Here is a 14,418-nt window from a genome sequence, read left to right as displayed (position 1 = left end):
AAGGCAGGGAAGCAATGGATGGCTCCGACTTACCAGACGATCCTCTCGAATTCGAATGGCAGGCAACTCCGCCGACCATCGCATCCTTTCTGGCGGCGGTTCGACGGCAAGCGAAGACACTGTTGATCTGCCTCGCTGCCGGTATTTTTCTGGCGCTGGCGATTATCGTCTTCTCCACGCCGATGTATGCAGCGCGTGTTTCGCTCTATCTCGGGTCCGTCACCGGGGGCGATCTGCGGTCCGAATTGGGAACGGCGATTGACCTCGACACCAACGCCGAACTGATCCGCTCAGACGAAACCACCGCTGCCGTGATCCGCGAACTCGATCTTGCTACGCTGCCGGAATTCGCACCTGAGGCCAGCACCCTTGCGGCGCTGGTCGACACGCTGAGGCAATGGGCCGGACGCGCCAGTCCTGACGAACCCGCTGATCCGATGCCGATGGTAATCGGCAAGGTCAGGAAGGGTCTGAGTGTCTCTCGCAAGGGGAATACGCGGCTCATCGAACTGCGTTACAGCTCGGTCTCGTCGGCGCTTTCGGCGGATATCGCCAATGCGTTTGCGCGCGCCCACCTGGCCGGGGCACTAGCCCGCGACGAAGAGGCAAAGGTGCAACGAATCGCCCAGCTGGAATCCCTTGCGGCACGCGCGCGGCAGAAGGCGGCCGAGGCCGACGGCAATGTCCGGTCTCTCCTGCGCGGAACCGGCAGGGTGGCCGCCGACCCACAGCAGATCCAACAGCAAACCTTCGCCCTGCGCCAGCAACTCTCGATGCTCGAAGCCAAGGCGGCGGCGCTGAAGACCAAGCTGTCGCTGATCGCAGCCTATGAACGCACGGGCGATACATCGGTCATCACCCTTGACAGCGCGGCCAGCCGACAGCTGCTTACCGAGCTCGCACAAGCTAGGGACCGGCTTGCCGGAATTCAGCAGCAGCCCGGCTCCCAGCCGCAATCCGTGTCTGCCATCACCGACAGCATCAAAACCCTCGAAGCCAGCCTCAGGCAAGAGGTTCGCCTCGCCGCCAGTGCAATCGAAGTGGAGCTTGAAACCACGGTGGCCGAACAGGAAAGCGTCAGCGATCAGATCAGTCAGCTGAACGCCTATGTCGCAAGCGAGACCTGGTCCGCGCTTCAGGCGGCGCGGCGCGACAAGATATTTTATGATGGCGCCTATCAGGAATACCTGAGCCAGCTTGAGACCACCCGCTACGCCGCGCAGAGCCATTCCGACCTGCGCATCGTCGCCGATGCCGTGGCTCCAACCCTGCCCAGTTCGCCGAACAAGATGGTGGTGCTGGCGCTCTCTCTCACCCTGAGTATTTTCGTGGGAGTGGGACTCGCGGGGATTTCCGAATGGAAGCGCAATGAACGTGCGCGGGTCTGATTGGCCGTCAGGCAGCGGCGCAGGGCCCTTTCCGGCAGGGCGGCCCCTCGCACTGGCGCGCCGATCGAGCGCAGCCCCTCTCCCTGCCTATGTGGCGTATCTTTATGTCGCGCTGCTTGCCGCCCCGGCGCTTGTCAGCCTTCCCGCCGGGGCGCCGCTGGCCCTTGGGGTGATGCTGGTCGGGCTACCGGTCTGGTTCGAGGCCGCCCGGGCCCGGCGCACGCCGTTCGATGTCGCGGCCACGCGCACCATCGCGATTGTTCTTGCCTGTGCCGGGTTTCTCATCGTCTGGTCGCTGCTGTCGACCTTCGGGGCCACCCAACCCTTACGGGCGAGCCGTTATCTGTCCACCCTCGTTTCCGGTTTCGCAATCTATCTCCTTGTCCGTAGCACGGTCACACGGCAGCAAATCCTGCGTTACATTGACATCATTGCAGCTGCGCTGGCGGCGACCGCGCTGTTGAGCCTGATCGCTTATGACGTCGCACCGCTGCACCAGATGGTTTTCAAGGGAACCGACCGCGCTGCAGGGATGTTCAAGAACCCAAATCAGTTCGGCATGGCGATCTCCACCACGATCCCGGCCCTCATGGCGTTGCTTCTGTCCGTGCGGCGGCGGCGCCCGTTCCGGATACTCTGCCTGTTCCTGATTTTGCTTGGGTTGTTGGCGTCGGGTTCCAAGACCAATCTGATGCTGGCCTGGGCGTCGATCCTGACGATGCTGTTGGCCTATGCCATCGTTGCATATTCCGGCGTCAGACGGATCGGCATGATGGCTCTATACCTTGTCGTCACCCTTGTGATGACGGGGCTTGGCATTCTCGCGCTCAACGTTCTCAACCCGCGCGCATTGGGGCTTCTGTCCCAGTTCCTCTACAGTCAGGAAGAGCTGGAATCCCTGATGACCCGGGGGTTCCTGTGGCGCTACAGTATCGACCAGTTTCTCGCCGATCCGTTCCTCGGCCAGGGAGCGAGCCAGCGCATCGATATTTTTTACCGTCAAGCCGACGTTTCCCACAGTCACAACCTGTTTCTGGACTACATGCGCACCCTTGGCGCGCCGGGCTTGCTGAGCGTCGCGATCATGATCGGCGCGGTGGTGACCCTCTGCCTGTGGTCAATCGTCGGAATGCTACGCGCGACACGGGGCACGACATCGGCCCGGATGATCTGCATCGGACTGTCGCTCAGCACCCTGGTCTATATCGCGGCGAACATGTCGAGCGATTCATTCGGCCCCTCGACAAGCCCCTATTTCTGGCTCTTCACCTACCTCGCTTTCGCTGCACGCCGACTTACAGGCTCATCGTCGCAAGATGATCTTGGGAGGTTCCCTGAAAGCGGATCGCGTACCGAGCCTACGCTTCAGAAGCTCTTCGAAAAAGACTGAGCACCGCCGGATTCTTCGCCTGATCAGCCTGGCGCGCCGGTCAGCTTGAACTTTCCTACAGTTGTCCCTGTACCGGGAGCAGGTCACGAGGTTTCGGGGGCGTAAAATCCAGGCCTGTGGGGAACGGAAGTTTTCTATCATTCCCGCGCTCTCTCAATATCGAGCTCCTCCTGTTCGACCTTCTGGGGCAAATCGGAACGACTAAACAGCTTCCGGCCCTGTTCCATCATTCGGTCAACAATCTTCGCACGTGTCTCGGTTTCATCAATCTTCCGCGCGCGGCGGAAGATGCCGGACATCAGCCTATCCGATTGTAGAATTCTCCCCACGTTCCGACACCCAAAGGAGTGGCATAGTCCGCGACAGGTCCAGAGAGGAAAACGAGCACTTGGGGCGGCGCAGAAACGCGACAGGTCTACACGCAGCATTGCTGAAATGTGCTGCCCGGAGGGCATTGCTCTGTGCCTCTACTACAGTTGGTGCAATGAATTCCTTGAGGCTGGGAAGAAACGCCTGGCGGGCAACGCGGCGCGGGCGGCGATGTAGAGTGAGACCACGGATCTGCGAAGGGAGGCGGGTGATCTGGAAGAGGTCGTTGCCGAGCAGGCACCGGAGCTGCGTCTTCTGAAAAAGCGTATGGGTAGCTCGTCGAGTAGCAAAGGTCGCAGCCTGCATGTCTCTGGCGGCTCCGGCCCCGCCCCTGCTGCCCGGCCCCCTTGGGTCCGCCACTCGCGCCGCCATAGGGAAACTTGGCGGAAGGCTGGGTCAGTTTACACGAATCGCGGCTTGATTTATCGTTAAGATATCACAATACATCTCGGCCCCCTCGTTTCTCGTCCGCCTCCAATCGCAGGCGGTAGCGGATACTGGCTGGCCTGATGCAATCACACTGTGAGCAGTGGGTAAAAACCAGATTGCACGCTCGAGATGAGGCTGGGTCGAGCTGGATGAAACACTCCAGGCTTGGGACATGCGACATGAGTTTTATTTCGTTATCCCAGTGGATTACGCTTTTGGGTGACAAAAGCCACTGTATCATTTTTCTGAATGAAAATGGTGACGCGGTGTCATTTGATGAGGCCTGCGCCGAAGAGCCGCTGTGGCAAGTGATGCTGAATTGGCGGAATATCCATCTCTGTGACCCACACCAGAAAGCGAAACTCTCGCGGCTTGTTCAAGCCTCCCTGGATTTCGGTGAGCAGGGGAGTACCCCTTTGCCGCCCCCGGTCAAGCTGGAAACCGAGACGGGCCGCGTCCTTTACATTGATGCTGTGCCGGTGCCCATTCAGTTGCGCGAACAGCTAAATGGGGCGCATGCGTTGCTCTATATCCGGGAAGTCGCGCACGCCTCTGACTATTTCAAAGAGTTCCTGCAGCAGGAGTATCACCTGACGCCTGCCGAAGCCTCGGTCACAATCCGGCTTGCAGCGGGTGCAAGCCTGAGAGCAGCGTCCAAACAGCTGAATATATCGATTTGGACTGCACGCAGTCATCTACGCTCTATCTTCCAGAAAACCAACACCCACCGACAGGCAGAACTGGTGGCATTGTTAGCCCATGCCGATTACTAACGCCGTCGGATCGCGCGAATAATTTAGCCAAGTAGAGCAGTAAACTCTAGCCTTGAAACCCAGATGTGCCTGCCAGTCAGATACTGCGGCGGCTACCGCGACCTGCGTCTGACGAGAACGCATACCCCATTCGAGTTAGAAAAATGCCGCGGATACTCACTCGGGTGAGCGATGTTGGAATCCCGGAATTATGCAAATCTTGCGGCCTGTATTCACAAAACTGGGAGGTTATCATGAAACTTGTCACACTTATTGCGGCCGGGGCACTGGCACTTGGCACCTCAAGCATGGCATTTGCAGATACCGGCGGCCAACCCAATGCAAACGCCTATCCTGACGGAACCAAAACTAATGGCCGTAAAGCTTTGTGCGTTCCGCCAGGGTCCGTTTTCCGGACCACAGCCAAAGACCCGGGTCCCAACAACGATCCGTTTGGCAACGGCAAAACTCCAGGCACCGAAGTCGGTGATCAGTGCAATGTGGGCCAACCCAGCTGACATTTACGTTTGAGCCTTTTGAACAAGAGCCCCTTTGGGGGCTCTTGCTGTATCCGGCGGCTGGGTTGCCTTCGGCCGCTCCCGTTGCTCCATGCAGCGCGCCCACCCTGCGTAGTTTGGTGCCTACTCAAATTTCAAGGCTGCGACCGGATCCATTTTGGATGCTTTGCGTGCCGGAAAATAACCAAATATCAAACCGACCACTGCTGAAACCGCCACCCCGCCAATGACGGACAGAGGGCTCAAAAAGACCGGCCAGCCAGCCAATTGCCCCACCAATACTGCAGCAGATGCACCGATCGCCAATCCAATCGCCCCACCGAAGACACAGAGCAAGACAGCCTCCATCAGAAATTGCAGCTGCACATGCCCTGGGCTGGCACCAATTGCGATCCTCAAGCCGATTTCGCGGGTGCGCTCTGTCACTGACACCAGCATGATATTCATGATGCCGATCCCCCCCACGATCAGCGATACCGATGCAATGCCCGACAACAGCCAGCCTAACGCTCTCTTTACGGCATTTTCAGCCGCCATCATTGAGGCCGGGTCCGAAACCAGAAAGTCGTTGGCCGCCCCCGAACCAATCCTGTGCCTTTGCCGCAGGAGAGCCGTCATTCTCTTTTCTGCCACCGGGACCGCAGAGGAAGAGACCGCTTTTGCGAGAATGTACTCAACTGAATTCCGGTGAACCGCGTTGGAGCTGCCGATCAGCCTTTGCTTTGCTGTGCGGATAGGTACAAAAACAACCTGATCCTGCGCTCGCCCCCAACCCGAGGTGCCCTTTACTGACAGCACACCAATCACTTCAAAGGGAACCGACAGTACGCGTATCACCTGCCCAATCGGGTCCGTGTCGCCAAAAAGCTGCTCGGCCGTCAATTGCCCCAGCACCGCAACTTTTCCCGCTCCGGATTGTTCTTGCTGGGAAAAATAGCGCCCCTGTTTCAAGGGCCATTCACGAATTGCGAAATAGCTGGAGGTGGTGCCGTTCACCGTTGTCCAAGTGTTCCGGTTTTTATGAACCGCAAGCACGTTGCCGCGAAGCGCAGGAGCGGTCAAAGCGATCTGAGCAATATTGGCCGCAATGGCCTCCGCGTCCTCCTCTGTCAGCCGCGAGACCGCACCGCGGCCGGCCTGCCCCGCTCCACGGCTGTTTCTGGGCGGTTCGATCATCAGAACATTCGCGCCCAGCGTTTTGATCTGCTCCGAAATCTGTCGCTGCGCCCCGGCTGCAAATGCGACCATAGAGACAACCGAAGCCACACCGACAATGACGCCAAGCATGGTCAGGAAACTGCGAAGCAGGTTCGCCTGAAGCGCCCGCAGAGCCACTTTGAAACTTTCCAGCACGATCATCTCAGCACCAGAACCTCTGATGCAGCATCCGCAGCCCAAAGACGGTTTGGCACGGTTTCATCCGAGATGATCTCACCATCTGCCATCCGCAGGATGCGTTGCGCATGCCGGGCGACCCGTTCGTCATGCGTCACAACCACAACAGCGTGACCTGCACGGTTGATTGTCTGGAACAGGGCGAGGATCTGTCGGCCCTTTTGACTGTCCAAGGCCCCCGTTGGCTCATCAGCCAAGATCAGGCGCGGTTGGTTCACCAGGGCCCGCGCAATGGCAACACGCTGCTGCTCTCCGCCAGAAAGCTGGTGCGGATAATGGCCCTGCCGTTTAGCCAACCCCACATCCTCCAGCGCCTTCACTGCCCGCCTTCGGCGCTCCCCGGCCCGGATACTGGCGTAGATCATCGGCAGTTCGACATTCTCGACCGCAGAATGACGCGGCAGTAGGTTGTACGACTGAAACACAAACCCAAAGATCCTGTTCCTGATTTCAGCCCTGCGTGCGTCCGTCAGACCGCTGGCCCGGCGCCCCAGAATGTCGAGCGTCCCGGCGTCTTGCCGGTCAAGCAGACCGAGCAGATTCATCAAGGTGGTTTTCCCGGACCCGGACGGGCCCATGATGGCCACGAATTCCCCCGCGGTGACCGAGATGGAACAGTTCTTCAAAGCATCGATGGATGTTCCGCCGCTGCTATAGCTCCGCCCAAGATGCGCTGCTTTGATCAGCGTGGTCACAGCCTCGCTCCGATCCAATTCCCAAACAGCGACCGTTCATGCGGATGTTCAATCTCGGCACCGATAACAAGATCGCCTTCTTCGATCTCCTCCGAAGCAATAAGCGTATGGCTTGCATCGCTGTCCAACGGCACGACCGCCATCGGCTCAGGCTTGCCGAGGTCATCCAATCGCCAGATCACCGCAGTCGTTTCAGATGTTCCCGAATAGGTGCTTGGGGTGTAACTCAGTGCGTTGGTCGGAACTTTGAGCCCAGGTTCAGACCTTTTGATCGTTATTTTGACAAATGCTGTCATCCCAGGAAGAAGCAATTCTTCGGGGTTTTCAGTCTCAAGGACGACGGTATAGGTCACAATGTTCTGGATCACCTTGGCGGATTTTCTGATTTCGGTCACAACACCTGAAAACATCCGATCCGGGAAAGCATCGACAGTGAACCCAGCCGCCTGTCCGATGCGGATACGGCCAATATCGGTTTCATCCACGCTGACATAGACCACCATATTCCGGAGAGCCTTGGCGATCGTAAACAGGGTCGGCGCCTCCAGAGCCGCCGCAACGGTCTGCCCTTCCTCGATGCTGCGGTTGATGATCACCCCATCTATCGGCGCGCGTATGGTGGTGCGCTCCAGTTCAACCTCAGCCAGCTTTAACGCGGCCTGCCGCTGTGGAACATTTGCACGCGCACCCGCGAGTTCGGCTTGGTTTCTCGCAAAATCAGCGCGCGCGGTCTCAATCCTCTGCTCGTTGACGGCCATCAGGGCTTCGGCCTCCCGCAGGGCGGCGGATGCAGTCAGCACTGATGTGCGCTCATTGTCGATGTCCGCCTCTGAAACGGTCCCAGAACGGTGCAACCCTTCTTTTCGATCAAGATTGGACTGTGCCAAGAGCCACTCTGCCTTGGCCTTATCCACCCGAGCCTGATGAACACTCCGCTCCAATCCAATCGCGTCGATTTCAACTTTCGACCGCCTCAACGCCGCTTTGCGAACCTCAACTGCGGACAAGGCAATGCTGACAGCAGCTTCAGCCTCGGCGACCCGCGCTTCAAATCCCTGTCGGTCAATCTGCGCCAGCGGCTGGCCGCTCTCTACGCTGTCATTAAAATCTGCAGTGACTTTGGTAATCCGCCCGGAGACCTGCGAGCTGATATCCACCGTAAAAAGGGCATCCACAGTACCGGTCGAAGACACAGTTTCCTCCAGCCGTCCAAATTCCACAGGGGCGGTCACATATGTGGGCTTTGCAGAAGGAGCGCTGAGATCCGATGCGAGGTACGCGAATGTTGCTCCTGCCACCAGCAAAACGGTAAGGAACCTGAGCATGATGGCCGATGGTGCCATTTTTTCGCAGAAATTTCAATTTTTATTGGAGCGCGGACTGGGCTAAGGCGCGCAGCAAACACACCACGCGATCGTCACCCGCTCCACGAAAATACTGCACGATGCACGAATGGCAGCTCCAATGGGCTGCAACGCAGTATTAGGCGAGAAACTAAATGGCCGGTTTGGTTCGGCCATTCCTGCCCTAACTCTCTGCAGGACCCGACTTGGCAAAGTCCAATATCTGCGCTGGGCGATCTCCAGTCCCCCCTTGTCTGGATAAACACGGCCTAGACCCCATAAAAAGTCACGATGTCCGGCCGGGGTTCCTTCAATTTGGAAGGCGTTCACGTAACGGCCTCATCCTTCGCTCTGGCCCATCGGTGTAAACGGCAGTTACAGGAAGGTGGCAATGAGAAAGGCACCGTTCTCCAATTTAAAATGCACTGCCCCCCTCAAGTCCATCGCCCAACAACAGCAAGACGTGCGAAGAAACCGAAACCTGACGAATTTTTCGTGAAGTTTCGGCAAGGAATACCACGCATCGATGCGGTCAGAGAGATCGGTGTGACTGAGCAAAGCTATTACCCCCAAGCGCAAAGTGTGACGGAATGGGCACGGCACAACTCAAGGAAGTGTTCACTGCGCCCGGGTTTGTTAGGCGCAAAAACCGGCTTTAAAAAGTTTGACCTGCAGGGCACACAGGGAGGCATGAGCGTGCACAGCCGACGTTGACGTTGATCGTGGAAAATGGCCGCTTCGAGCCCGATCTGGCGAACCGCTCAGCGCGCCCTGGCCCGGTGTTTGATCCCTATCCGCGTTAGCTCTTGAAAAGTAATTCTCCACGCTACGTCTGCTTGAAGCAGAACCGACGAACTCAGCCTGATGAGCTGCATAGTTTGCGCATTTTCAGTATGATACTGTGGTGTGCATTTTGTTGTGCAAAAACAAGCAACATCTCGACACCGGTAGGCTTCGGGACGGCTAGAATTTGCTTGCAGTTGCATGTTTTTTGTAGGCAGTTTTTACGATGATACACACAACGCAATTTGTGGCGACAACCGCCCCAGTTCACTCAGTGCAGGAAACTCCATGAAGCTCATCAAGCAACTTTTTGCGGGAGCGCTCCTTGTGTGCGGGGCTCTGTATCTTTGGGCTGCCTATGTGCCTGCGTCGCGCCCCTTGCTCGAACGCTGGGGCGTGCTGGATATCATTGAACAGGTTGCGCCCCTTCCCTCGGACGAAGCGTCAGAACCGGCTGCGAAACGTGGTCCGCGCGGGCCGGTTCGCGTGGTTGCGGGAGAGGTTTCGCAACAACCGATGAATGACCAGGTGCGCGCGATTGGGGACGGGCGGGCCATTCGATCCGTTACCGTGCGCGCCGAAGCGACGGGGCGCATCGTGTCGACGGGGTTTGTGGCCGGCGGTTATGTGAGCAAGGGGGATGAGCTTTACCACCTTGAAGACGCAGCCGAAAAGATCGCAGTCGAGCGGGCGCGATTGCAGGTGGAGGCTGCAAAGGAGGATGTCGACCGGCTCAAGCAGTTGCAGAAAACCGGCGCGGTAACAGCTGTGCGTTTCCGCGAGGCTGAACTGGAACTGCGCTCGGCGGAACTGGCATTGGAGCAGGCCCGGTTTGACCTTGCACAGCGAACCATCGTCGCGCCGATCTCGGGATGGGCTGGTCTGTCGGAGATCGAGGTTGGCGACCGCATTTCCGTGCAGGATGTCCTGACGGTGATCACGGACCGCTCGCATATCCTGATCGATTTCCGGGTGCCTGAACGGGCGATCAGCCAATTGTCGCTTGGCATGCCGATGCAGGTCGTTCCCCTGGCGAACCCGGATCAGCAGCTTGTCGGGAAGATCAACGCGATCGACAATATCGTCGACCGGCACAGCCGCACCTTGCGGGTTCAGGGGCAGCTTGAAAACGAGGGCGATACGCTCAGGGCTGGGATGGCGTTCTCGGTCGCGCTTTCGTTTCCCGGCGAAATGGCCTTGGCAGTGGATCCGCTATCGGTGCAATGGTCTTCGGACGGGCCTTTCCTGTGGAAGATCGAAGACAGCAAGGCACAACGGGTCGCTGTGAAGATATTGCAGCGCAACAGTGGCTCTGTCCTGGTCGAAGGCGCGCTGAATGCCGGGGATGCCATCATCGTCGAAGGCGTTCAGAATATCCGGCCGGGGGCTGAGGTTGAAGCTGTCGAGGGCACAGAACCATCTGAGACCAACGGTTAAGGGAGTATCGTCGTGAGTATACTTGGCGAGACTCTGCATGGGCAGCATGGCACGGGCACCGTCTTGTTCGTTAAACGGCCGGTACTGGCCTTTGTGCTCAACGCGCTGATTGTGATTGCCGGAGTGGCTGGCTTGTTCGGGGTCGAGATCCGCGAATTGCCGGATGTGGACCGCCCCGTGGTGACGGTGACGACCTATTTCCCGGGCGCGTCATCGGAAACCGTTGATCAGGAGGTCACAAGCCGGATTGAAGGCGCGGTTGGGCGGGTTTCGGGGATCAGGACGATCTCGTCGCAATCTCGCTATGGCCGCAGCCGGGTCACGCTGGAATTTGAGGATAGTGTAGATCTGGATGTTGCCGCGACGGATGCCCGTGATGCGGTCAGCCGGATCGCTAATACCCTGCCAGAGGATGCCGAGACCCCCGGCATCGTAAAGGCCGACGCCAACGCGCAGCCTGTGGTCCGTGTGGCGGTGACCTCGGACAGCCGCTCGCCACAGGAACTGACACAAATCGTGCATGACCGGGTGGAAGACCGGTTGATTTCGATACCGGGCGTTGCCGATTTGCAGATCTATGGGGATCGCGATCCGATATTCCGGGTTGATATCGACCAATGGGAGCTTGCCAGCCGGGGGCTCAGCCTTGCGGATTTGCGCCGTGCGCTTGCGGATGTGGCCTATGATGCTCCGGCGGGCGATCTGAGCGGTACGCGCCAGTCGATCAATGTCCGCACAACGGCTTCTGTTTCGACACCCGAAGCCTTTGAAGCCTTGGAAATCCGCGACAATGTCAAACTGGGGGATGTGGCACGCGTTACCCTTGGCCCCGCGCCGAATGAAACCATCCTGCGCGCCAATGGCCAGACAGGGCTCGGCATCGGGGTGATCCGTCAGGCAACCAGCAATACGCTGGAAATCTCGGCAGCCGTGCATCAGGTGGTTGCAGAGTTGAATGAAACCCTGCCGATAGGCGTGGATATATTCATCACCTCTGATGATGCGGTGTTCATCAATGGCTCGATCGAGGAGGTGCTCAAGACGCTGGGTCTGGCTATCGCAATTGTTGTTGCCGTGATCTTTCTCTTCCTGCGCAGCTTCCGAGCCACCCTCATTCCTGCACTGACACTTCCCGTCGCATTGGTCGGAACGCTGGCCGGGATCTATTTGGTGGGGTTCTCAGTCAACATCCTGACGCTTCTGGCGCTTGTTCTGGCAACGGGCATGGTGGTGGATGATGCCATCGTGGTTCTGGAAAACATCGTGCGGCGGCGCGCCGAGGGGATGGGCGCCCGCGCGGCTGCCGTTCTGGGGGTTCAGGAGGTGTTCTTTGCCGTAATCACCACGACGGCCACCCTCGCGGCTGTTTTCGTGCCCCTGTCGTTCCTTCCCGGACAGGCCGGGGGGCTTTTCCGCGAGTTCGGCTTTACACTGGCGATGTCCGTGACGCTGTCATCGGTTGTGGCGCTGACACTGTGCCCGGTGATGGCCAGCCGCCTGCTGGATGGCGTGCAGCTGAATAACAGCGGGCGCGGACCGATCACCTGGCTGGGCAACCGGCTCGCAGCGCTATACGGAGCCACATTGCGGATGGCCTTGGGCGCTCCGGCCATTGTGGTTCTGGCGTCGCTGCTGTTCGCGGCAACTGCGCTTATGGTTGGCTCTGGTATCAAACAGGAGCTGACCCCGCCTGAAGACAGATCGCTTGTGCTGATGTCCATCACGGCACCTCAGGGGGTGTCGCTCGATTATACCATGGCAAAAATGAACGAGATCGAGCGCTCGCTGTCTCCCCTTCGCGAAACCGGCGAGCTGCGCAATGTCTTCTCGATTACGGGCTATAGCGCCGACAATCGGGGGTTCATGGTTGCCACGCTTGCACCATGGGAGGCGCGCAGCCGCGGTCAGCAGGACATCGTCAACGACATTAACCGGGGGCTGTCTTCGATCATCGGAGTTCGGGTCTTCGTAATCCAGCGCAATTCCTTGGGAATTCGCGGCGCCGGACGCGGCTTGGCGTTTGCGATCACGGGCGACAACTATGACCAGCTGGCGGGCGTGGCCGAGCAACTGGTCCAGCGGATGCAGCAAAATCCCGACTTTGGCAGGGTTCGGCTTGAGTATGAAACGACGCAGCCACAGCTCTTTATCGAAATCGACCGCGCACGGGCATCGGACCTTGGCGTCGAAATCTCCGGGTTGGGGGATGCCTTGCGGGCCGTTCTGGACGGGCGAAGCGTGGGGTCGGTTTTCATCGATGACACCAGCTATGATATCCAGATGCTCTCGACCTCGATGCCGGTTGATGATCCTGGTGATCTGGAAAGCATCTTTGTACGTGCGTCCGATGGCCAGATGGTTCCCCTGTCGTCCTTTGTCCGGCTTGAGGAACGCGCCGTTGCTCCGGAACTCAGCCGCGAAGGAAAGAACCGCTCGGTCGAGATCGCGGCCAGCCTGACGCCGGAGCTTGCGCTGGGCGATGCCTTTGTCCAGGTGCAGGATCTGGCGGCGGATCTAATCACCGAAAACAACAGTGTCGTTCCGCTGGCCGAGGCCGCGACGCTGGATCAGACGAACTCGGGGATTGGCATTATTTTCGGCTTTGCGATCATCGTCGTTCTTTTGGTCCTTGCTGCGCAATTCGAAAGCTTCATTTCCGCCATCGTCGTCATGTCGACCGTGCCCTTCGGTCTGGCTTGTGCTGCTTTTGCCCTTGCCCTGACCGGGCTCAGCCTCAACGTTTACAGTCAGATCGGCCTTGTCATGTTAGTCGGGATTATGGCCAAGAACGGCATCCTGATCGTCGAGTTCGCGAACCAGTTGCGGGATCGCGGTGCGGATGTACATCAAGCAATCTATGATGCCTCGACCATACGCCTGCGTCCGGTCATGATGACCATGACGTCAACGGTTCTCGGGGGGATACCGCTGATTTTCTCAACCGGGGCGGGCGCCGAGGCGCGCGAAGCCTTGGGGTGGGTGATCGTCGGTGGTTTGGGGCTCGCAACCTTGTCGACGCTTTTTCTGACCCCGGCGGCCTATTTGCTGCTGGCGCGGTTCTCGACCCCCAAGGCCGAGGAGGAGGCACGGTTGCATCGCGAACTGCGCGAAGCGAATGCCAATTGAAATCAAGGGTTGTGAAGCCCGCGATGGTCCGAGCTGATTGAGAGTGACGCTGGATTTTGCTGATGGGGTGGATGCTCCCTCCTTCTGTGATGCCAACAACAAAGCCGTTCGGAACATGAAACCTCCGTGCTAAATCTTCCGCAGCTTTCCGACCTTGAGAAGTCGAGGCATCAACTCCGCCAACTTCGGTGAATTCCAGCCCAGGCGAGAGCGTCAACCGTTCACCAGCCCCCGGCGTACCGAGGAATTTAGATGCGACAGAATCTTTCCTGACTTGCTTACCTTTTCGAGAAATTCAGATCGCAATTTCTCGCGGGATGTTGAAACAGGAACCGAAGCAACTGAAACCCACACGATAATGCCGAGCGCTAGGGCGCCCCACACACGCCAAGATCTCAGTTTGGCAACCACGCCAGCTATTAACAGAAACGAACACAGCCCTGCCAATGCAGATAGCCGCAGCATAGCATCAATCGTCACTGGAAGTTAACATAAGCTCCGGTTTTTCAATACTTTTCCTTCCATGCCCCCACCACATGATGGAACATATTGGCGCTCATAGGTTACCGTCAGTATTGCGTCCAGTACGCCCCGTGTGAGTTTTCTGAGAAAAGAACGATGGACACACTGGCCGCAAAAGGCCATCAAACCGACCCCAAGGGCTTTCCATGAGGTGGAGGAAATTGGGGGCCCAGGTCAGATGACAGAATACAGAGCTTAGAGAGAAAGGCGGCAAACCATGTACCGGCTGAACTCATCTGCGAAAGCTATATAGATTTTCAAGGCTAGCCGC

Annotated in this window: 10 protein-coding genes and 1 pseudogene; 7 read left to right on the top strand and 4 right to left on the bottom strand. The window is 58.3% G+C overall.

From position 1 onward, the window contains the following. Positions 1–14: 14 nt before the first annotated feature. Together AC5SSZ_RS01780 and AC5SSZ_RS01775 are read left to right on the top strand one after the other, a co-directional pair. Positions 15–1,388: a GumC family protein gene (locus AC5SSZ_RS01780; protein WP_495436495.1), complete on the top strand. Its 1,374-nt coding sequence runs from the start codon at positions 15–17 to the stop codon at positions 1,386–1,388. Then, complete coding sequence (locus tag AC5SSZ_RS01775; protein WP_495436493.1) at positions 1,369–2,778, top strand: O-antigen ligase family protein; 1,410 nt, start codon at positions 1,369–1,371, stop codon at positions 2,776–2,778. The genes AC5SSZ_RS01780 and AC5SSZ_RS01775 overlap by 20 nt, the downstream gene beginning before the upstream one ends. A 137-nt stretch (positions 2,779–2,915) precedes the next feature. Here AC5SSZ_RS01775 and AC5SSZ_RS01770 read toward each other — a convergent pair whose 3' ends face one another. Continuing rightward, the gene (locus AC5SSZ_RS01770) at positions 2,916–3,077 is read right to left on the bottom strand and encodes a hypothetical protein (RefSeq protein WP_495436490.1); all 162 of its coding nucleotides are present in this window, start codon (positions 3,075–3,077) and stop codon (positions 2,916–2,918) included. A 112-nt stretch (positions 3,078–3,189) separates the two neighbouring features. Here AC5SSZ_RS01770 and AC5SSZ_RS01765 point away from each other — a divergent pair. From AC5SSZ_RS01765 to AC5SSZ_RS01755, 3 genes and pseudogenes are all read left to right on the top strand, one after another. Further along, a pseudogene (locus AC5SSZ_RS01765) lies at positions 3,190–3,414 on the top strand (IS3 family transposase); the annotation flags it as partial. A gap of 341 nt (positions 3,415–3,755) precedes the next feature. Beyond that, positions 3,756–4,349, top strand: a complete 594-nt coding sequence (locus AC5SSZ_RS01760; RefSeq protein WP_197492340.1) for a helix-turn-helix transcriptional regulator — start codon at positions 3,756–3,758, stop codon at positions 4,347–4,349. Between the two features lie 233 nt (positions 4,350–4,582). After that, the gene (locus AC5SSZ_RS01755) at positions 4,583–4,846 is read left to right on the top strand and encodes a hypothetical protein (protein WP_065271174.1); all 264 of its coding nucleotides are present in this window, start codon (positions 4,583–4,585) and stop codon (positions 4,844–4,846) included. 123 nt (positions 4,847–4,969) lie between these two features. Here the strand turns inward: AC5SSZ_RS01755 and AC5SSZ_RS01750 are convergent, their stop codons facing one another. From AC5SSZ_RS01750 to AC5SSZ_RS01740, 3 genes are read right to left on the bottom strand one after another with little or no spacing between them, the layout of a single operon-like run. Next, entirely contained in the window at positions 4,970–6,205 is a 1,236-nt protein-coding gene (locus AC5SSZ_RS01750) for an ABC transporter permease (protein ID WP_495436488.1), read from the bottom strand. Then, positions 6,202–6,936 (bottom strand): ABC transporter ATP-binding protein, encoded by a 735-nt coding sequence (locus AC5SSZ_RS01745; protein ID WP_369001016.1) that lies wholly within the window; start codon positions 6,934–6,936, stop codon positions 6,202–6,204. Before AC5SSZ_RS01745 ends, AC5SSZ_RS01750 begins: the two co-directional genes overlap by 4 nt. Next, positions 6,933–8,129: an efflux RND transporter periplasmic adaptor subunit gene (locus AC5SSZ_RS01740; RefSeq protein WP_495436485.1), complete on the bottom strand. Its 1,197-nt coding sequence runs from the start codon at positions 8,127–8,129 to the stop codon at positions 6,933–6,935. The genes AC5SSZ_RS01745 and AC5SSZ_RS01740 overlap by 4 nt, the downstream gene beginning before the upstream one ends. Positions 8,130–9,350: 1,221 nt before the next feature. Here AC5SSZ_RS01740 and AC5SSZ_RS01735 point away from each other — a divergent pair. Together AC5SSZ_RS01735 and AC5SSZ_RS01730 are read left to right on the top strand one after the other, a co-directional pair. Then, positions 9,351–10,499 carry an efflux RND transporter periplasmic adaptor subunit gene (locus AC5SSZ_RS01735; RefSeq protein WP_495436483.1) on the top strand — a complete coding sequence of 383 codons (1,149 nt, stop codon included), beginning with the start codon at positions 9,351–9,353 and terminating at the stop codon, positions 10,497–10,499. Between the two features lie 12 nt (positions 10,500–10,511). Continuing rightward, positions 10,512–13,625 (top strand): efflux RND transporter permease subunit, encoded by a 3,114-nt coding sequence (locus tag AC5SSZ_RS01730; RefSeq protein ID WP_495436480.1) that lies wholly within the window; start codon positions 10,512–10,514, stop codon positions 13,623–13,625. Positions 13,626–14,418: the final 793 nt, after the last annotated feature.

It is taken from the genome of Phaeobacter sp. CC-HEC084, assembly GCF_059429255.1.
Note: the sequence above shows the minus strand (reverse complement) of the source record. Positions and strands in the feature narration are given on the sequence as shown.